The organism is Microbulbifer sp. CAU 1566 (assembly GCF_023156515.1).
In the GTDB taxonomy this organism is placed as follows: Bacteria; Pseudomonadota; Gammaproteobacteria; order Pseudomonadales; family Cellvibrionaceae; genus Microbulbifer.
On record NZ_JALNMG010000007.1, the window covers coordinates 175,645 to 194,322 of the forward strand.

Annotated in this window: 18 protein-coding genes; 5 read left to right on the forward strand and 13 right to left on the reverse strand. The window is 57.6% G+C overall.

All coding sequences use genetic code 11. The features are described 5' to 3' along the window. Positions 1–81 precede the first annotated feature (81 nt). From M0G74_RS16775 to M0G74_RS16830, 12 genes are all read right to left on the reverse strand, one after another. Complete coding sequence (locus tag M0G74_RS16775) at positions 82–465, reverse strand: VOC family protein (protein WP_248219779.1); 384 nt, start codon at positions 463–465, stop codon at positions 82–84. A gap of 248 nt (positions 466–713) precedes the next feature. Then, on the reverse strand, positions 714–1,157 hold the full coding sequence (locus M0G74_RS16780) for a cupin domain-containing protein (RefSeq protein WP_248219781.1): 444 nt from the start codon (positions 1,155–1,157) through the stop codon (positions 714–716). 44 nt (positions 1,158–1,201) lie between these two features. Then, positions 1,202–1,819 (reverse strand): DJ-1/PfpI family protein, encoded by a 618-nt coding sequence (locus tag M0G74_RS16785; protein WP_248219784.1) that lies wholly within the window; start codon positions 1,817–1,819, stop codon positions 1,202–1,204. 43 nt (positions 1,820–1,862) lie between these two features. Then, the gene (locus tag M0G74_RS16790) at positions 1,863–2,450 is read right to left on the reverse strand and encodes a sugar O-acetyltransferase (protein WP_248219786.1); all 588 of its coding nucleotides are present in this window, start codon (positions 2,448–2,450) and stop codon (positions 1,863–1,865) included. Beyond that, the gene (locus M0G74_RS16795; RefSeq protein WP_248219789.1) at positions 2,447–2,869 is read right to left on the reverse strand and encodes a MarR family transcriptional regulator; all 423 of its coding nucleotides are present in this window, start codon (positions 2,867–2,869) and stop codon (positions 2,447–2,449) included. Before M0G74_RS16795 ends, M0G74_RS16790 begins: the two co-directional genes overlap by 4 nt. 104 nt (positions 2,870–2,973) lie before the next feature. Further along, the gene (locus M0G74_RS16800) at positions 2,974–3,273 is read right to left on the reverse strand and encodes a hypothetical protein (protein ID WP_248219791.1); all 300 of its coding nucleotides are present in this window, start codon (positions 3,271–3,273) and stop codon (positions 2,974–2,976) included. Positions 3,274–3,285: 12 nt separating this feature from the next. Then, positions 3,286–3,624, reverse strand: coding sequence for a DUF1294 domain-containing protein (locus M0G74_RS16805; protein WP_248219793.1), 339 nt, complete (start codon positions 3,622–3,624; stop codon positions 3,286–3,288). A gap of 71 nt (positions 3,625–3,695) precedes the next feature. After that, the gene (locus tag M0G74_RS16810) at positions 3,696–4,298 is read right to left on the reverse strand and encodes an FMN-binding negative transcriptional regulator (protein ID WP_248219795.1); all 603 of its coding nucleotides are present in this window, start codon (positions 4,296–4,298) and stop codon (positions 3,696–3,698) included. A 217-nt stretch (positions 4,299–4,515) separates the two neighbouring features. Beyond that, positions 4,516–5,703, reverse strand: a complete 1,188-nt coding sequence (locus tag M0G74_RS16815; RefSeq protein WP_236250494.1) for a pectate lyase — start codon at positions 5,701–5,703, stop codon at positions 4,516–4,518. A 462-nt stretch (positions 5,704–6,165) separates the two neighbouring features. Continuing rightward, positions 6,166–6,411, reverse strand: coding sequence for a DUF2164 domain-containing protein (locus tag M0G74_RS16820; RefSeq protein WP_248219797.1), 246 nt, complete (start codon positions 6,409–6,411; stop codon positions 6,166–6,168). A gap of 96 nt (positions 6,412–6,507) precedes the next feature. After that, positions 6,508–7,341: a hypothetical protein gene (locus M0G74_RS16825; RefSeq protein ID WP_248219800.1), complete on the reverse strand. Its 834-nt coding sequence runs from the start codon at positions 7,339–7,341 to the stop codon at positions 6,508–6,510. A gap of 476 nt (positions 7,342–7,817) precedes the next feature. Then, entirely contained in the window at positions 7,818–8,762 is a 945-nt protein-coding gene (locus tag M0G74_RS16830; RefSeq protein ID WP_248219802.1) for a LysR family transcriptional regulator, read from the reverse strand. 149 nt (positions 8,763–8,911) lie between these two features. Between M0G74_RS16830 and M0G74_RS16835 the strand changes: the two genes are divergently transcribed. From M0G74_RS16835 to M0G74_RS16855, 5 genes are all read left to right on the forward strand, one after another. Next, positions 8,912–10,357 carry an NAD-dependent succinate-semialdehyde dehydrogenase gene (locus tag M0G74_RS16835; RefSeq protein WP_248219804.1) on the forward strand — a complete coding sequence of 482 codons (1,446 nt, stop codon included), beginning with the start codon at positions 8,912–8,914 and terminating at the stop codon, positions 10,355–10,357. Positions 10,358–10,572: 215 nt separating this feature from the next. Beyond that, positions 10,573–11,883 carry an aspartate aminotransferase family protein gene (locus M0G74_RS16840; protein ID WP_248219807.1) on the forward strand — a complete coding sequence of 437 codons (1,311 nt, stop codon included), beginning with the start codon at positions 10,573–10,575 and terminating at the stop codon, positions 11,881–11,883. Positions 11,884–12,299: 416 nt separating this feature from the next. Then, the gene (locus M0G74_RS16845) at positions 12,300–13,037 is read left to right on the forward strand and encodes a DUF6515 family protein (RefSeq protein WP_248219809.1); all 738 of its coding nucleotides are present in this window, start codon (positions 12,300–12,302) and stop codon (positions 13,035–13,037) included. Between the two features lie 210 nt (positions 13,038–13,247). Next, positions 13,248–15,596 carry a mechanosensitive ion channel domain-containing protein gene (locus M0G74_RS16850; protein ID WP_248219810.1) on the forward strand — a complete coding sequence of 783 codons (2,349 nt, stop codon included), beginning with the start codon at positions 13,248–13,250 and terminating at the stop codon, positions 15,594–15,596. Between the two features lie 143 nt (positions 15,597–15,739). After that, entirely contained in the window at positions 15,740–17,146 is a 1,407-nt protein-coding gene (locus tag M0G74_RS16855; protein ID WP_248219812.1) for a rhomboid family intramembrane serine protease, read from the forward strand. Positions 17,147–17,159: 13 nt separating this feature from the next. On the opposite strand, the gene M0G74_RS16860 is transcribed toward M0G74_RS16855, so the two are convergent. Further along, entirely contained in the window at positions 17,160–18,602 is a 1,443-nt protein-coding gene (locus M0G74_RS16860; RefSeq protein WP_248219814.1) for a hypothetical protein, read from the reverse strand. Positions 18,603–18,678: the final 76 nt, after the last annotated feature.

The window sequence follows — 18,678 nt, forward strand, 5'->3', positions numbered from 1 at the left end:
CTTTTTTATTGATCGCGACAAAACACTGGTTGATATGCTGTACCACCGTGACGGATAGCCGGCATAAAAATAGTGCGCCGGCTACTGCTCGTACAACTCCAGCGGCAATCCGTCCGGGTCGCTAAAGAAGGTGAAACGCTTACCGGTGTATTCGTCCACCCGCACCGGTTCCACCGCTACCCCGCGCGCTTCCAGTTGCGCCTTTACATCGTCTACTGAGTCCACCACAAACGCCAGGTGCCGCAAGCCCTGGGCCTCCGGGTAGCTCGGTCGTGCCGGTGCGTCGGGGAAGGAAAACAGCTCCACCTGGCCACCATTTGGCAGTCGCAGGTCGAGTTTCCAGGAATTGCGCGCGGCACGGTAATTTTCCGAGATTACTTCCAGTCCCAGAATGTCGGTATAGAACAGCTTTGAGCGCTGGTAATCGGAGCAGATGATGGCGGCGTGGTGCAGGGCTTTCAGCATTTTGGTGCCAGTAGAAAAAATTTGGCACAGGTTAACCAGGCGGGCGCCAAAGTCCAGTGACTACCCGCGTACTCTGCCAAATCCGTATTTTCATTCTGGTGATCGTCGCCACCGACATTGCTGCTAGCTGTCCAGTAAAACGGACACGGGGACCGGTTTCACAATGCTATTGAAAACCGGCGAGTACTTTTGGGCCATCTGAATCAGCTCTTCTTTCTGGCCTTGCAGGGCCTGGACCTGGCGGGCCTTCATGATGATGCTGCGACTACCGAAGGCGTGCACAGTGCGTGACTCGAATCACTGCCTGCCATTACCGTTGTGGGAATACCCTCGGCGCCGGCATAGAAGACGATGATTTCCGCATCGCCATTTACCGCGGTACCGCGGTGCAGGGTTTTCAGTACCTCGACGGCAGACTCGCCCTGCTTTAACAGCGTTTTATTACCGTCTTTGGTTTCCACCTGCACATCGCCCTTGAGGATATACCCCATGGTGGGCACCGGGTGACAGTGGAACGGCGAAGTTTTGCCGGCGGGAATGCGCAGTTTCTCAGAGGTAATCTGAGCCTGTCCGTCGGGATATGCCAGCTTCTCGCCAGCCCAGGTGGTGGAAGTCTGCAGGAGTTGATCGCCAAAGCAGCTGGCACTGCAGGTGAGTGCGAGGGTAAAACCGTATAAAAGCCTGATTTTCATGGTGCGTTCCTTCGTGATGCGTCGTCAAGCGACGGTATTCTGATTCAGCATGGTTGTTGGTTCACATAGGTTTCCGGACACGTGTTGGTGTGCCATTCATATTCCATCTGACGGGCGGTCAGTTTCGCGAGCTCAGGTGACGCGAGTCGGGCTACCAGGTGCAGGCTCATATCAATACCGGCGGAAATACCGCCGGAAGTCACAAACTTGCCCTGATCCACCCAGCGTTGATTGGCGATGACATTGAGGTCGGGAAACGTTGCTTGCAATGCCTGCTGATCCTCCCAGTGGGTCGTCACATCCAGTCCGGTCAGCAAGCCCGCCTGCGCCAGGATAAAAGCACCGGTACACACCGAAGTAACCAGCTTGGTGTTTTTTGCAGTACGTCTCACCCAGTCAATCACCGCCGGCTTTGTCAGTTCGTTGGTGTGAACACCGCCGACCACGATGAGCAGGTCCAGTGCCGGGTGATTGTCGATACTGCAGTGGGGGACCACCGGGTAGCCGCCTCTGGCATTTACTGTGCGCGCTTCTTCTGCAATTAAAAATACCTTGAACTGCCCGGCCGGCGCAGTCAGTCGGCTGGCTGTTGAAAACACTTCAAACGGGCCGGAAAAATCCAGCACCTCGGCATCGTCGTAGAGATAAATTCCGATATTCAACGGTGGTTCTCCCGGGGAAAGGCGGTGAAGGGTAAATGATCGGTTATGTGTTCGGCTCGATTTTCGGTTCGATTTTTGGTTCGATGGTACGAATCACTCTGGCCGGGTTGCCCGCTAAAACCACGTTATCGCCAAAACTCTTGGTCACCACCGCACCGGATGCGACCACCACGTTATTACCCAGGGTTACCCCGGGGTTGATCACCGCCATACCACCGATCCAGCAGTCGTTGCCGATGGTGATGGGTTTGGCGTACTCCAGCCCGCTCCGTCGTTCCACCGGATCCAGCGGGTGGGTAGCGGTGTAGATGCCGACCTGTGGTGCCAGCATACAGTTATCCCCAAAGCGCACCTCTGCCACATCCAGAATGACGCAGCCAAAATTGGCAAAGAAGTTCTCGCCGACGTGGATGTTTTCCCCGTAGTCGCAGTAAAAGGCGGGCTCTATGACAATATTCTCGCCACAGCTGCCGAGCAGCTCGCGCAACAGGACCGAGCGCTCTTCGCTGCTGTCGATTCCCGTGCGGTTGTAGGCTTCGAACAACTGGCGGGCCCGGGTGCGCAGTGCCGTCAGCTCCGGATCGGCAGGGGCATACATTTCCCCCACCAGCATTTTCTGTTTTTCGCTCATAGCAATCTCCCCAGAAACTCGACCAGTTTGGTTTGCTGACTCTGGCTCAGTTTGTCGGTGAGGTCACTGGAAATATGTCCAAAGCTGACACTGGCTTCTGCAAACAGCTTGTGGCCGGTAGCGGAAAGCTTCACCAGACTCTGGCGGGAGTCGCGCGGGTTTTTGAAGGTTTCGATGATGCCGGTTTTCTCCATGGGCGCGAGCAGGCGGGTCACCCCGGAAGCGCTCATGCCGAGATGCTCGGCCAGTTCAATTCTGGATGGCTCGCCGTGGGCCGTCTGGCTCAGGTAATCCATCACCAGGTATTCTGTCAGGCTGATACCGTGCACACTGAGCCGATTGGTCATCTTCCGCGCGAGCCGGGTGGCCAACAGGGCATTCTGGGTAATGACTAGCGAACTAATGGACTGCTGAGACATAAAAACCTCTTCACATATGCTTGATTAAGCAAGTATATGTGAAGAGGTTGTGAGGTCAACCCCGGAATCGTGTATCCGCTTGGCTGGGAGCAGGCAGTGAGAATCTAATAGCGCCGCTCATAGGCTGGGGTCTCGTACAGACTGTAGTCCGTCTCCTCGTAAATCCACGACACCGGCGTGTCCAGTTTTCGCTCTTCAATGGTCTTGCGAAATATCGCGAGATGCGTTTTTTCCATAATGGCGTTGAGTTCACTGCGATTGCACAGGTTCATGAACACGCCCGCCTGCATAAAACCCTGCAGGCGGTGGCGTTCCGCTGGCGGTATCGCATAGCCGCCCTTGGAGGCCTTGAATAACTGGGTGAATCGCCGTTCGACTTCATTGAGAAAGGTAGGTTTATCCATTTTTATCCCCATTCAGAAAGGAAGCGCTGACAGCAAACTGTGAAGAAAGGCGTTGCCCTCGGGCGTGAGCAGGAAGAGAAGGATGGCGATATTGGCAATCACCGTGATCCAGAATAGCGACCGGAATGGTTGCTTGCGCGTCTTGTGGCGCAGCCGGTGCCTGGCGATGAGCGCGGCGGGCCAGCCTCCGGCGAGGGCGAGTGTATGCAGGGTGTTTTCCTTGATTCGCCAGGCGCCTCTGCGTGCTGCGGATTTATCCCAGGCGTAGAGTCCGTAGGTCAGCAGGTTCAAAAGGGCCAGATAACCCAGCAGCGGCAGTGCCATCTGTGCGAACGCAGCATCACCAAGCATACCGCCCCCTGTGGTTCATGCGCGGAGACATTGTTGGGAAGTCTGAGTTGGGAAGTCTGACCGCATCATTGTCACGGCGCCATTTTCTCGCTTAGCGCCACTTCCTCCATGGCCGCAGCCAGATCGTTGGCGTTTATGGCTTTCAGTTGATCGATCACCTGGCGCCGGTCCTGTTCCGGACGATTCTGGCTCAGCTTGTACTGCCCCTGAATCTCGGAAATGGTGATTTCCACACCGACAATGGCATTCAGCATTGCGTCTTTGTAGCTTGGTTGCCAGGGATTGGGGAAGCCCGATTCGTATTTGTGTGTCAGCGCGTCGACGATGCGCTTGAGTTCCTCTGGATCCGTAATCACGGCGCCGTGGCCATAAACATGGACCGCTTGATAATTCCAGGTGGGAACGCCGGGCCCCGAATACCAGGAGGGGGAAATATAATCGTGAGGTCCCTGAAAAGTGACAAGCGCTTCCTGGTTGCCAAGTTCACGGTGCTGTGGATTTATTTTCGCGAGATGCCCAAGGAGTTTGCATCCATCGTCCGAGACCAAAAATGGCATATGCGTGACAACCGGGCGGCCGTCCACCGTTGAAATCAACTGCCCAAATGCATTTTTCGCGATGAATGCGAGGAGTTCAGTGTTGTCGGTGACAGAAAAGTGTTTCGGGGTATGCACTATCTTCCCTTGGGTTATAAACCTGTGCCGAGTGAAAAATTGCCTGGCACATAGTTTTCCACAAGGATTGCGCGATGGACAGCGAAATGCACGGAGAATTGACTGGTAACGTTGCCAGGGAATTCGCTAGAGAAGCAGCTAGAGAAATCGGTAGCGCGATATGTGGTCGGGTGAGGGGCCGGGCATTGCGCCCGGTCCCTGTGGCAAGTGTCAGCGATTAGTAGACGCTGACGTCGGAAGTGGATACATCACAGTTCGCGGTGTTCCAGTATTCTCCGTATTTGGTCGAGGAGCTGCCTTTCTGTACGCCCTGGTACTCGTCACACACGTGTGGGCTTCCCTGGCTGTAGTTCTTGATACGCAGATTGCGGATTGTGGCTACATCACCGTAATTGCGGTTTACACCAACGATAGAGCCGATATCGGCATTGATGTTTACGTCGTAGATCAGCACATTGCGTGGGCCACCGTTATTGGTGCAGTTGCCACAGGAGCGCCACAGCTTGCCGTGAGTGCCGGTGGCCATGAAGCCGCCGGAAATGATGGTGGTGCTGTTTTTGGAATTGTGCTGGAAGATTTTGTCCGGGGTGCCGCCATAGCCACCGGTGCTGTTGTAAGCGGAGCCGCCAACAATCGTCATGGTACCGCCTTCGGACTTATTGGTGGCCGCATCTTCACAGATATCGTTCCACACCACATCGGCGAGGGTACAGTTACCGCCGTTACAGTGGATGCCATCGGAACCGCCGTTAGCCGCGAGTTTTACATTGCGGATGGAAGCGTTGTTCAGTGAGAGTACTGCGGGCTGGCTCTCGCTGTCACCGGAACAACTGAGCCCGATGGTTTTGCCTCCGCAGTCCACAAAGCGGTTGGAGAGAGAAGCACCGGCATAGCATTCACTGGAACTGCCCACTTTCTGGAAGGTCCACAACTGGCCTGGACCTCCCCAGTAGGTGTAAAGCCGCGCGTCGGCGCCCGCGTACATGCTCACACCCCAGACATCAATGGCCTTATTACTCAGCTTGGAAGTGATCGAGTAATAGTTGCCGCCCTGGCTGTCGATCCACCAGCGCTGGTTGTCGCCGCCGGTATAGGTCCACTGCCGCAACTCTGCACCATCATTGGTGTTCCACTCCCATACATCCAGCGACTTGCCACTGTGTACCGGGCGTATGGAGTAGCTGCCATCGCTGAGCTGGGTGATATCGAACTGCTGGTTGTTGTATCCGAGCGTAAACCAGGTCATCACATTGGCACCGTCAGTTGTGTCAAAACTGTTTACGTCCAGGGCGTTGCCGTTGAGCTTCGAGACAATCACATAGCGACCGGAATCCAGAGCCGTCGCATTCGTACAGAGCACCAGCAGTGCAAGGGAAATAAAAGAAAAATAGATTTTTCTCATCATGCAGTCCTTATCTTATTGATTATTTTCGGCTTCAGCTTTGTATCAAGGCTGATCCGCAGTGGGGCCACAAGACTTCAACGTCAACCGGGTGCCAGTACTGCATGGCGTTAGGAGGGGCTACAGCGCGTTACAGGTAGCGAGTTACCGGGCAAGAGAAAATCCCGGCGGGCGGCAGTTTAGCTCATATTATATTTTGGTACTACAAAATGGTGGGTTTTGGTAAAGCCAAACACCTGCCGTATTTCGACATAGGTCTGGCCGTGCGATTTGTGTGGAATTTGCTGCCAGTTCTGGGCGCTAAACAGCAAAAGATGAAAGGAACAAAGCGGTTGGTACGATCGTTTTGTTTTGGCGCGATGGTCGGCGGTGAGCGGGTCTGGCAGTTATTCGGGCACCGTCAGACCGCTACTCGCAGTCGGTGCGGCAGAGTGAGTAAAGGGGCATCTTGAAGAGAAGCGACGCTCATATTTCTGGCTTTTCCAGTTCGTGGATGGTGTAACTGAACTCTTCCATTTTTTCGTTCAATATCTGCTGCGCGTCGAACAGTCCGCGATTGTAGAAAGTGGGTCCGATTTCTCTGGCAAGAAAATCCAGCAGAAACTCGGCCTCAAAACCACCGATATCCTGTTGTAGCTCTTCCTCGAAATAAGATTTGATTTTATCTACCGCCCTTTCTTTCTGGTCTTTCGATAGTTTGATTTCTGTCATGTGCATCTGGTTGTTGATGGAGGTTAATCAAGCTCGTAGGTTTTCTGGCCACTGCCGAATAGGTGTATTTGTACATTTCCTCACGAATAATTTCACCTATTGACTTGAAGGAATTGTGCGGTTGCTGAGGCTGGAACAGTCTGCCCCTTTCGGTCCATCAATCGAGCCGGGGCGACGAAGGCGGCAATGATCGTGAAGTAGAGCCAGGTAGTTCTCGGCTGGTCCCAACGCATGCTGCACAAAACTTGCTATTGCTATACCTTCCCTTTCCGCCATCGATTCAGCCGTTTCTCTATTCGCACCAAATCGCCATACCGTCCATACCGCACCCAGGTTCTCATGAATCCGAATGGCAGCAATATGAAACTCATCTTCGTCGCCCCCTGCTACTTCAGCTTCGCAGAGTAATACGGCATTTTCTGATATTTGCTCGGGCGCAACTTGTGGGTATCTATCTTGGCGCGCACAGCGAGGGCCGCCTGGAGTATTTGTTGTCCAATTGCGTAAATCCACCAGCTTGAAACGGTTCGCCGGTAGCGCTTGCTGAATGGCGGACCAGGGGTTGCGGCAGACAGAGCGGGCCCATTCGCGCGTGAAAAGCGGACAGGCCGCGTAATTGTAGCTCCGTACCGTGACGGAAATTGTTTCCATTGCCAATGGCTGGCTTGGATCCGAGGATTTTTGCAGCAGAGTTTCTAGTGCACTTTTAGCCTGCTCTCTGTCTCTTTTCCGGTTCAGGGGAAATGAAATTCCGCGGTAGGCGTGATTTTCCATCGCTGTAAACGGAAGAGTGAGGTCATTCTGCGCCACAGAAATATAAATATCTTTGGTCAGTAATTTAACATCAGCCGGCTCTGGCTTGGTCTCCTCGCATGAGGCTAAAGCAAGGCATGCGAGCAATGTTAATGCACAGCGGAGAGATTGATTCATTGCTAGATACTTGGTGATTGTGGCACAAGATCTTGGCTGCGATAGCTTGCTAGGTCTCGTCCGCGCAGTGAACTCTATTCCAGCTGTATGCGACCGCTAAAAAGTAAACCCCAAAGGTTGAAAAGAAACATAGGTAAAGGAACAGCAGGTACTCATTGAATGCAAAATCTGTTTTCAGGTTGATAATGAGAGATGAGATACACCAGAGGTAGGTCGGGTATAGCAGCATGCAGGTGAAAAGCCTGGACTTCCCAAATGGCTTCCCATTTTCTGGCCTGAGGAACGGGAATGGCCACCAGCCGATGGTTGGCTGTGATATTGCGGACAGGAATCTTACGATCGACATGCGGTGACTCTCGGGTGCGGTAGCTGAGAACTCTGGCGCTAACTGGGCTTCGGTTGAAAATGAAAAATTTCAGATTTACACATAATGCCTGCAATTGGCTATCCCGACCACAGTTCACCACTCTCCCTTGCTACCCGTTTACCACTAGCACCTCCAGAAACAATCGCACCGCCGGTTGCTCTGCAGCGCTGCTTTTAAACGTCAGTGCATTTTGAATCTGGTAGCGGAACCGTTCGGGGTCGAGCGCCACCAGTTCTTTCCGCTGCACATACTCCGCCGCCAGGTACTCCGGCAGAAAGCCGATAAATTTTCCGGACAGAATCATCGCCAGCCGCGCCGCCATATGGTTGGCGATACTTTTGTGGGGGAACAGGCGGTAGAGGTGGGCGGCTCCGGACAGCACGGCGTGATCGGGGGCGGCAAGTTCCTGCTGTGTGAGCTGTTCTTCATCGGCTTCTGTCCGGTTGGCGCAGGGGTGATGCGCGGCGCCGTAAAGCAGCGACTGGTGGCTGAACAGCGGCTGGTAGCTGAGGCCGGGGCGACGGGAATGCAGAGGGTTGATGCCCACATCGGCGCGGCCGCCGAGGATTTCCAGCTCCAGTTCGTGGGGCGCGGCCAGTTTGATATCCAGTTGTAACTGGGGCGCGCGCTCGCGCAGTCGTGCAATGGTGGCAGGCATGTCCAGCTGGGGCATGGCCAGCATGTCGTCCGGCAGGACGATGCGCAGTTTGCCGGTGAGCTGCGACTGGATGGCGTTGACCTGGCTGCGGAAGCTGGCCAGGTGGCCGTCGAGCTCTTCGATGGCCTGGTAGAGGGCCTCGCCCTCGCGGGTCAGCTTGAAGTCAGCGCGGCCGCGGGAGCGGATGCACAGTTGCATGCCGAGCCGGGTTTCCAGGTCCGACAGGTGCACGCTGATGGTGGAGCGGCTGATATTGAGTGCCACTTCCGCTGGCGCCAGGCCCCCGGCCTGCACCACCTCGCGGAAGACCCGCAGCAGGCGCAGGTCCATATCGCTGAGGCGCCCGGAGAGGGGCTTTTTGGGTAGCTTTTGTGGCTTTTGCGGCGTAGTGGGCATGGGGGTACCTGTGGGGCGGCTCCGGCGGCGGTGTTTTCAGTAAAGTTTGATGGATCCGAACTTTAGTTGCAAAGATCTTACTATTCGCCGACGGACTGCTTGGCCAGAATCCCTGAAAAGCTCAGTATGCATTGGTCAGGGAGTATTCGATGGAACTAAACAATAAGCAGTTATTACAGACCCGCAACTATATAAACGGTGCATGGCGGGAAGCGGCCAGTAAGTTGGTGGTCACTGACCCGGCCAATGGCGCGGTGCTGGCAGAGATTGCCGATGGCACTGCCGCGGATGCCGCCGATGCGGTTGCGGCGGCCCACACGGCGTTCCCGGCGTGGAGCCGCAAGACGGCATCCGAGCGCGCCGCGGTGCTCAAGCGCTGGTACCAGCTGATTGCGGACAACCGCGAAGATCTGGCGCGGCTGCTGACCCTGGAACAGGGCAAGCCACTGGCGGAGGCGATGGGCGAGATTGACTACGGCGCTTCCTACATCGAGTGGTATGCCGAGGAGTGCCGCCGCGCCTACGGCCAGACAATCCCAACCCACAACCCCGCAATGCGCCTGCAGACCATTCGCCAGCCGGTGGGCGTGGTGACCTGCATCACGCCGTGGAATTTCCCCAATGCGATGATCACCCGCAAGGCGGCGCCGGCACTTGCCGCGGGCTGTACGGTGGTGATCAAGCCGGCCTCGGAGACGCCGCTGTCGGCACTGGCGCTGTGTGCCCTGGCCGAGGAGGCGGGCCTGCCCGCGGGTACCTTGAATGTGGTGGTTGGCAGTGATTCTGCCGCCATCGGCAAGGTACTGACCCAGGACCCGCGAGTGGCCAAGTTTACTTTTACCGGCTCTACTCCGGTGGGCAAGCTGTTGATGGCGCAGTGTGCCAGCACGGTGAAAAAGATGTCGATGGAGCTGGGGGGCAATGCGCCGTTTATCGTGTTCGATGATGCGGACATCGATGTGGCGGTGACCGCCTGTGTGGCTACCAAAATGCGCAATGCGGGCCAGACTTGTGTGTCTACCAACCGGATTTATGTGCATGAGGCGGTGCACGACGAGTTTGTGACGAAGCTGCGTGCGCAGATGGAGAAGTTACAGTCGGGCCACGGTCTGGATGAGGGGACGACTTTTGGTCCTTTGATTTTCCGTCGTGCAGTGGATCGGGTGCACGGTCTGGTGGAGGAGGCGGTGGCCAATGGCGCGCATCTTGAACTGGGCGGGGACTTTCTGTCGCACGGTGAAAACTTTTATGCGCCGACGCTGCTGACCAATGTGCACGATGAGATGCGCATTGCTCAGGAGGAGATTTTCGGGCCGCTGGCGGTGGTGCAGAAATTCTCGGATGAGGAAGACGTGATTGCGCGCGCCAATAATACGCCGTTCGGGTTGGCGGCTTATGTGATGAGTGAAAACATTCGCCGGGCGAACCGGGTGGTGGAGGCGCTGGAGTACGGCATGGTGGCCTGTAATGCGGGCGTGTTTTCGACCACGGTGGCGCCCTTTGGCGGCTGTAAGGAATCCGGTATCGGCCGCGAGGGCGGTGTCGAGGGTATGGCGGAATTCTACGAGACCAAATACTGCTGTTACGGAGTCTAGCCCGGGCCTGCTGTTTTAAGAGGTTTGTTTTGACTCTGTGGCGGCAGGGTACCGGGTGCGAATTTTCAGGACCGCTGTGAATACATCCCTGTACGCTGCGTCGGCGACGTCCATGTCGCCGACGCTCCTGAAAATTCGCACCCGGCACCCCGCCTTCGCATTTGAATTATTTACTACGTTAGAAAGATTCTAATTTTTAAGACTTGGAGAAAACCATGTCCGAACTGAAAACCAACGCTTTCTGGATGCCTTTTACCCCCAACCGCTCCTTCAAGGCGGCGCCGCGTATCGTTGAGAGCGCGGAGGGGATTTACCTGCACGAAAAGTCCGGCCGTAAGATCATTGATGCCACCGCGGGCCTCTGGTGTTCCAATGCCGGTCACTGCCGTACGGAGATTGCGGATGCCATTTCTGCGCAGGCGCGCAAGCTGGATTACAGCTCGATTTTTAATTTCGGCCACGAGCTGAGTTTTGAATACGCGGAGCGCCTGGTGCAGTACACGCCGGATCCGCTGAATCATGTATTTTTTGGCAACTCCGGTTCCGAGGCGGTGGAGTCGGCGCTGAAGATTGCGCTGCAGTATCAGCGCGCGCGGGGCAAGGGTAGCCGCACCATGTTTATCGGCCGTGAGAAGGGTTATCACGGGGTGAACTTCGGTGGTATCTCTGTCGGTGGTATTGCGCCGAACTACCAGAGTTTTGGTCAGCCGGTGAAGGCGAATCATATGCGCCACACCCTGGATATCGAGCGCAATGCGTTTTCCAGGGGGCTGCCGGAGCACGGTGTGGAGTTGGCGGAAGATCTGGAGCGTCTTGTTGCTTTCCACGGCGCGGATCAGATTGCGGCGGTGATTGTGGAGCCTTTCTCTGGCGCCGGCGGTGTGGTTTTGCCACCCAAGGGATACCTGCAGCGCCTGCGGGAGATTTGTGACAAGCACGATCTACTGTTGATTTTTGATGAGGTGATTTCCGGCTGGGGCCGCACCGGTTCGCCGTTTGCTGCACAGGAATTCGGTGTGACGCCGGATATGATTACGTCCGCCAAAGGCATCACCAATGCGACGGTGCCCCTGGGGGCAGTGTTCGTCAGCGACAAGATTTACAACACGGTGATGGATGCCGCCGGTGAGGGGATGGTGGAGTTTTTCCATGGCTATACCTATTCCGCGCACCCGGTGGCCTGCGCCGCGGGTATGGCGACGCTGGATATTTACGACCGTGAGGGCTTGCTGACCCGCGCCGCCGGAGATATTGGCAAGCACTGGGAGAATGCACTGCACTCGCTGGCGGATATGGATCAGGTGATTGATGTGCGCAACTACGGGCTGGTGGGTGCCATCGAGCTGAAAGCGCCGGAAAATCTCAAGGGCAAGTTCGGGGCCAAGGCGTCGGCACTGGCCTGGGAGGCGGGCGTGATGGCGCGGGGTATCGGCGATGCGCTGTGCATGTCGCCGCCGCTGATTATCGAGGCCCACGAGATCGATGCCATCGTCAGCAAGTTGCGCGAGGTCATCGCAAGCCTGTAACGGGTTTTGTTGGGAATTGCCGCTGGCGACACTACACTTTAGATGTAGTCGGCCGTGTAGCAAAAGCGCGGGGCCGAGAGGTCTGAGCGCTCTGCTGCGTTCGCCACTCAGTATGGGAGGGTGGCGCCTCCGGCTACCGTGTCGCACGCGGCTGCTGGCCGTCTCTCTTGTCGTGACTGACGGCGGAGAAGGCGGCGGCGCCGTGTGTGGCTGTCTATTGGGTTCCGCTATTTGATTTTTTAGTCTGATGAATTGCTGGTATTCATCGGTCGGTCGGGGGGCTTGTTGTGAGGTAAGACATGCCCCAGTTGTTTCTGGAACCTTCTCGATTCTCCTTTGGGTTCTTTTTCACTCTGCCCTCTCTTCTTCCTGCCTGCCTCTTATTCGCTGCTGTACTTGTTCCTTTTGACGCTTCGATGGCGCAGGGTACGCTGCCGGACCAGTCCAGTGGTGAGGCCGCTGACGATTACCGGCGTGATCCCAACCGGCAACGCCAGCTGTCGACAGACGCGATCCAGCTTACCCTGAGCGGCAATATCTACTATTACCAAGGCGGCTATTTTTACCGTCGCGAAGACGATGGCTATCTGCGGGTGGAGCCGCCCTTGGGGGCGGAGCTCAGTTTTGTGCCACTCGGCAGTACCGGCTTTGATATCGATGGCCAGCGCTTTTTCTACAGTGCCACCGGTACCTTTTTCCGGTTCGAGCCGCGCAACCGCACCTATGTGGTGACCACGCCGCCGTACAATTGGCGCCGCTATTACGGTGGAGACCTGGTGGGGGCTAATGAGGATCGCCTCTACGGCTATCCGGATGCAGACCTGGATGACCTGCGCGACCGCTCCGGTATTCCCCGCGCCTACCCACCGGATGCCCTGGATCCTGACACTCTGGATGGTGAGGGGATGCCGCTGTTTGAGGCCGACCGCTACCGCGACCCGCGTCGCCGCGCGCCGCGTCCCTATGCCAATATCCGCCCGCCCTATGATTCCAGTGGTGAGCGCTACGACAACCGGGTACTGGCGGAGTCCGCCTGCCGCCAGGATGCGTCGGATGCTGCGCGCCGGGGAAGCAGCCTGGACAGCCAGCGACTGCGGATCTATCAACGGGAATACCGCGACTGTATCCAGCGTTACGATCGCCGCCGCCGCTAGCGGCTATAGCTTGGCGACTTCGTAAAAGCGCTTTTTTGTAAAAGGCCTTTGTTGCGTGCTATTGCGGCGGGGCGTCGGTTGGTCTCATCTACACTAAAGCCAATGCGCTCAACCCAATGCACGAATGCCATCGCGCGTCGCTCGCTTTTGTGGCGCTTATCCAAACCTCGGTTACGGCAAAGAGATAAAAGGACAGGGATCGCCTCCGGCATGGCCGCCATAAGTTCCTCGCTTGATCATCGCTGGCTCGCACCCTTGTGGCTGCGGGTGCGGTCGTGGCTGTTGTTTTTGTTGTGTCTCTCGTTTTGTCTCTCGCTATTTCTGCCGCTGCTGGCGTTCGCCCAGTTGCCATCTACCAAGCCGAAAGAGTTTTCCCCGGTTATTCCGGACTTCAATAATCTTGCCGCGGATTGGTGGACCCAGTGGCCAGATATCACCAGCGACCAGCGCAAACAGTGGCTGACGGATGTGGAAGCCGCCTGGAAAGAATGGAATACCCTGTTGCCGGAGGAAGCTGAGCTGGGTGACAAAGTGAAGGCCATCAACCTACGCTTTGACGGTATTCGCAAAACCTGGGGTAAACATGAGGAGCTGAAAAAAGTCGGCGTTTTGCCGAAAGTGACATTTCCCAAAGACCCGACCGTATTGCAGTGGGCCGAAGCGGACGCGGGTGTGGCCCGGGGGCAGCAGCGGTTTGACGGGCTGAAGCTGGAAATGTCGCAGATGGACGACAGTGTCGGCCAGTCGCTCAAACGATTGCGGGAAAAGGTGACGGCACTGAAAGAAAGGCCACGGGCGGATGCGCGCCATCTGGAGGCCACTGTCGACCTGTTCCTGGCGCAAATCAGCCACCTGCAAATACTGGAAGAACAGCGCATGCTGCACGAGCAGCTGAATGCCTGGGGCGAGGAGCTCGACTACGCCGATGCCGAGTTGACCCGCATGCTCAAGCAGCTGCAGTACAGTGCCGATGTGGCAAAAAAGCTGATGGCCGCAAGCACTGAGGAAAAATCCAACCTGGAGGACCTGGCGCGGGCCCGCAGCGATTCCCAGAATCTGGTTTTTGAAAGTTCCAGCGCCGTGGTCACCATGGAGCAGCAGATCAAGATGATGAATTACAGTGTCGAGGCACTGGAAAATCGTCTGCAACTGCGCAAGCAGGAATTGCTGTCGGCAATGAACAGCGTTCTGCAGCCCGATGGCGAGGCGCAGAAAATGTCGATCAGCAAGGACCTGGTGGCGAATGCGGAAACCGTCCGCGAGAACCTCACTCGTCAGCTGAATGTGCGCCAGCGCCAGATCGTCGCCTGGGTGGGAGAGGATCCCAAAGCCATGCGCAGCTGGTGGCAGCGGTTCGAAAAGGTCAACAGCGCCCTCGGGCGGGCCGGTGACCTGATTGAGGACGTGAAGCGCTATGAGACAGCGCAGTTGCTGGTCTACCGCCGCGCCCAGGGGTGGTGGCGCACCATGGGGGAAAGAATCCAGCACCAGATTCAGGAACTGCACGTCGGTTGGCGCAATCTCGCCAATTACGAACTCTTTGCGGTCAGTGAGCACCCGATCACCCTGAAAGACATAGCGCAGATGCTGCTGGTGATCCTGGCGGCCTGGGGCTGTTCGCGCGCTCTGAACTGGGTGCTGCGGCGCATGGTGCGCAAAAACCGCACCAGCGAACAGGCTTCCTACACTCTGTGGCGCATCCTGAATTACTGCATCGTCCTCATCACCCTGATCATCATTCTCACCATGGTGGGGCTGGATACCTCCAAGTTGACGTTGATCGCCGGTGCCCTGTCCGTGGGTATCGGCTTCGGGATGCAGGCGATTTTTTCCAACTTTATTTCCGGGATCATTCTGCTGTTTGAGCAGCCACTGCGGGTGGGGGATCTGGTGGAGCTGGAGTCCGGCGTGTTTGGTCGCATTCGCGATATCAATGTGCGCTCCACCCGAATTACCACCCGCGACAATGTGGATATCCTGGTGCCCAATTCTGAATTCGTTACCGGGCGGGTCACCAACCACACGCTGGAAGACCCGGTGCGGCGTATCCACGTGACCTTCGGCGTAGCCTACGGCACGGATCCGGAAGTGGTGCGGGAGGCGGCGATGGCCGCGGCAGAGCATGTGCCGGTCACCTTTACCAACTGGCAGCGCAAGACCGAGGTGTGGCTCACCGGGTTCGGCGACAGTTCGCTGGATTTCAAACTGGTGGTGTGGGTCAACAGCAACGCGGTGTCCTCGCTGGGGGACCTCAACGCGCTGTACAACATCGAGCTGTTGCGGGAATTCAACCAGCGCGGTATCGAAATTCCCTTCCCGCAGCGAGACCTGCACGTGCGCAGCTGGTCGGAGTCACCGCTGCCGGCGACGGAACTGCATTCGACCCCGGCGAGCAGTGAGCAGGGGACTGTCGCCGAGGAGCCGCGCGGTTCCGCGGGTGTCGAAGACTGGTCGGGCAATGACGACGGTGGTTCGGGGGAGGGCGATAGCGGCGAGAGCGACGGTGGTGAGGGCAATGGCTCCGGCAATGGTTCCAGTAATGGCTCGGGCAACCAGTGACGCCAGAGTCAACTCGGGCCAGCCTGTAGTCCCGGACAGCCGCCGGCTTCGGCCGTCAGGGGGCTGGCCTTATTCTGCAACCCCTGTATTCTGGAGAGCTTGAATCCGCCAACTCCAACCGCAACCGCGCCGCAGGTCCGCCCTTGCTGATCATCCCCATCCAGAACCGGCCCGACTGGCGCCGCCCACCGCTGGTCTGCTTTGCTCTGATCCTCATCAACCTGCTGGTGTTCCTGCTCTACCAGAGCGGCGACGAGACGCGCTGGCAAGCGGCCGAAGACTATTACTTCGCCAGCGAATTGCCGGCTCTGGACGAGGAGCGTTTCTACGAATATGTGGAAACGCAAAAACCTGAATGGCGCACCCTGGCCATGGGCGCCGGGGAAGAATTCATCTACGAGCAACTGCTGTGGAGCCGGGAGTTCCACAACTGGCTGTTGCCGCAGCTGGCGCAGGAGGGGGAGCAGACCTGGCTGCAACAGCGGCGTCAATTTGGTGAGCTGCGCGACAGCCTGTCGAGCTTTGCCTACGGCCTGACACCGGCCGCGCCGACACTGCAGGGGTTATTCGGGCATATGTTCCTGCACGGCGGCTGGGACCACCTGCTGGGCAATATGATCTTCCTGCTACTGTTTGGGCTTTCCGTTGAGCTGGCGTTGGGGGCAGCCTGGTTTCTGGGTCTCTATTTACTGGGGGGGATTGCCGCCGCCGCCCTGCACCTGGGCGTGGAAGCGGGCAGCCTGATGCCGGTGATCGGTGCCTCCGGCGCTGTCTCTGCGGTGATGGGGATGTTCGTGGCGGTCTACGGTATCCGCCGGCTGCGCTTTTTCTACACCCTCGGTTTTGCCTTTGGCGAATTTACCGCACCGGCGCTGTTGGTATTGCCCCTGTGGCTGGGCAAGGAAGTGTTTGGCTACTTCTTCGGTAGCGACAACATTGCCTATTGGGCCCACTTTGGTGGGCTGGTCGCCGGGGTTATCTGCACCCTGGTGTTGATCCGACTGCGCCCAAGCAGTGAAATCCACGTGGAAGAGGACCTGCCGCCGACGCCGGAACAGCTGGCACTGGCACGGATCGAGTCCCTGCAAAACAGCGGCAAGCTGCTGGAAGCCGGTGAGGCCGCGACCAATGCCCAGCGGCAGCACCCGGAATCCCTGCCGCTGATCCACAAGGCGATTGAACTCACCGCCCTGGCGCCAGACAGCGAGGGGCACCACCGCGCCTGGCTGGCCCTGTTCGCCCTGGCGAAAAAACCGGAGCAGGACTTTGCGCCTATTGCCCGCGGTGTCGAAGACTACCTGAACCGCGGTGGCGAGCCGCGAGCGCTCACCAGCCAGGTGTGCCTGCTGCTGGCCCAGCGCGCCGGTCGCGAAAAGCAGTGGGGATTGGTGGAAACGCTGCTGTTACGGTTGCAGCAAAAGGAACAGCGCCATCCGCTGATGGCGCGTCTGGCCCATGGCCTGGTGGAACACTACCGCCGCTGCGGCGACGAGGAGCGGGCGCGCAAGGCGCTGGATTTTGTGCGGGCGTTGCAGCCCGCTGTCGTCTGATAGGGAAAATGACTTACGCCGGCTGCGGTCGCAGCGCGGGCTTCGCTTCGGCAGCCAGGATGGAATCCAGCTGGCGGACTTCCGGTAGCACCGCACTGTTGGGAAATTTCTGTTGCACGAATGCCAGCAGCTTGCGGCTGTTGTCGATGCGGTTGAAACCGTCCATATAGATTTTCGCCAGCAGCAGATAGGCCGCGTCCAGCCGGGTGTAGTGCGGGTCTTCCTTGTGCAGGTTATTCACCAGGGCCAGTGCCGGCTTGAACTGTCGCTGCCGATACAGGGCCTCGGCAATCTGGTGGCGCAGCAGTGACTTGTCGATGGCCGGTGCGCCCTGGGTTGCGAGGGTCGCCATATACAGCTCTGCGGCTTTGTGCGGCTGGTTCAGCGTCACGAACCGCTCCAGCAGGTGCGGTCCCAGTTCCCTCAGTGCTTTCTTGTCATCGGTGGCCAGCAGCAGTCGGTAGTAGCGCTCGTTGAGGGTGATATCGTTGGGCTGCTGGCGCAGGGTGGTTACCAGTACCTTGCGCGCCTCATCGTGGCGCCCTTCACGCAAGAAAATACTGGCATCAGCCAGCGCTTTGCGTCGTGTGAACTCAGGCTCCTCCAGAAACTCATCGTCATCCACTTGGGAGGCTACGCCCAGCTGCTGCTGCCGGGTAAGGCAGATATAGCCCATCATGGCGCTGGTGACGATGGAGAAGTAGCTGGTCGTAAATGCCAGTAACGGCAACAGCATCCACGCTGGAATCTTACCCATCACCACCGGCATCAATAGCGCCGGTGCCGCGGACACCGCAGTGGTGGACAGCCACAGCAACCAGTAGGGCCAGCCGATAATCAGGGTGAATTGCAGTAACTTCAGTGGGTTTACCGCTGCCCGCATACTGTGCTCCAGTGCCAGCACAATCATTGCCGCCGGGCCCAGTAGCGACAGGGCGATGGAATATACCTGCACCGCCCCCTCCCCAAGGCCCGCCATTAGCACACCGCCGCCACCGGCCACCAGGATCATGCCGATGATCTTGGCAAATACCGCGGCACTGCGGCCGTCCTGGGCGTCGCCAAAAGAGGGTGCGTCCAGCTGACCGCTGGCGAGTGTTTCAATCACCAGCAGGTTGTAGCGCAGCACTACGGCAAGCATCGCCACCAGCACGAAGATCGACAGCCAGCCGAGCCCGGTGATGGCGAGGGCCGCCACCGCACAGATACTGGAAATGGTCAGGGGCCCGGCGGCGATGGCATAGCGAAAGTAGTAGGGGGCCATCTGCCAGAAGGGCCTGGCCTTGTTGCTGGCGCCGACGTTGTTGAGGCGGTTGTTGCACAGAATGCATTTGGGGGTGGATTTGTAATAGTTATCCACAGAACCCGGTACGCATTCGCCGCAGTAATCCTTGCTGCAGCTGTCACAGTGCCAGGAGGCATCGGTACCCGAGTGGTAGTGGCAGGATTCGCCCATGGTGACTTCCTTGTTGTCCCTGTCGTTATATTTTTCCGGGTGAGTATATCGGGTGAGTGTATCGGCAGACCGTGAG

What these genes read in the sequence shown, in the direction of transcription:
- M0G74_RS16775 (WP_248219779.1), bottom strand. Translation starts at nt 465, where the DNA reads ATGCTGAAAGCCCTGCACCACGCCGCCATCATCTGCTCCGATTACCAG.
- M0G74_RS16780 (WP_248219781.1), bottom strand. Translation starts at nt 1,157, where the DNA reads ATGAAAATCAGGCTTTTATACGGTTTTACCCTCGCACTCACCTGCAGT.
- M0G74_RS16790 (WP_248219786.1), bottom strand. Translation starts at nt 2,450, where the DNA reads ATGAGCGAAAAACAGAAAATGCTGGTGGGGGAAATGTATGCCCCTGCC.
- M0G74_RS16795 (WP_248219789.1), bottom strand. Translation starts at nt 2,869, where the DNA reads ATGTCTCAGCAGTCCATTAGTTCGCTAGTCATTACCCAGAATGCCCTG.
- M0G74_RS16800 (WP_248219791.1), bottom strand. Translation starts at nt 3,273, where the DNA reads ATGGATAAACCTACCTTTCTCAATGAAGTCGAACGGCGATTCACCCAG.
- M0G74_RS16805 (WP_248219793.1), bottom strand. Translation starts at nt 3,624, where the DNA reads ATGCTTGGTGATGCTGCGTTCGCACAGATGGCACTGCCGCTGCTGGGT.
- M0G74_RS16815 (WP_236250494.1), bottom strand. Translation starts at nt 5,703, where the DNA reads ATGATGAGAAAAATCTATTTTTCTTTTATTTCCCTTGCACTGCTGGTG.
- M0G74_RS16820 (WP_248219797.1), bottom strand. Translation starts at nt 6,411, where the DNA reads ATGACAGAAATCAAACTATCGAAAGACCAGAAAGAAAGGGCGGTAGAT.
- M0G74_RS16825 (WP_248219800.1), bottom strand. Translation starts at nt 7,341, where the DNA reads ATGAATCAATCTCTCCGCTGTGCATTAACATTGCTCGCATGCCTTGCT.
- M0G74_RS16830 (WP_248219802.1), bottom strand. Translation starts at nt 8,762, where the DNA reads ATGCCCACTACGCCGCAAAAGCCACAAAAGCTACCCAAAAAGCCCCTC.
- M0G74_RS16835 (WP_248219804.1), top strand. Translation starts at nt 8,912, where the DNA reads ATGGAACTAAACAATAAGCAGTTATTACAGACCCGCAACTATATAAAC.
- M0G74_RS16840 (WP_248219807.1), top strand. Translation starts at nt 10,573, where the DNA reads ATGTCCGAACTGAAAACCAACGCTTTCTGGATGCCTTTTACCCCCAAC.
- M0G74_RS16845 (WP_248219809.1), top strand. Translation starts at nt 12,300, where the DNA reads ATGGCGCAGGGTACGCTGCCGGACCAGTCCAGTGGTGAGGCCGCTGAC.
- M0G74_RS16850 (WP_248219810.1), top strand. Translation starts at nt 13,248, where the DNA reads ATGGCCGCCATAAGTTCCTCGCTTGATCATCGCTGGCTCGCACCCTTG.
- M0G74_RS16860 (WP_248219814.1), bottom strand. Translation starts at nt 18,602, where the DNA reads ATGGGCGAATCCTGCCACTACCACTCGGGTACCGATGCCTCCTGGCAC.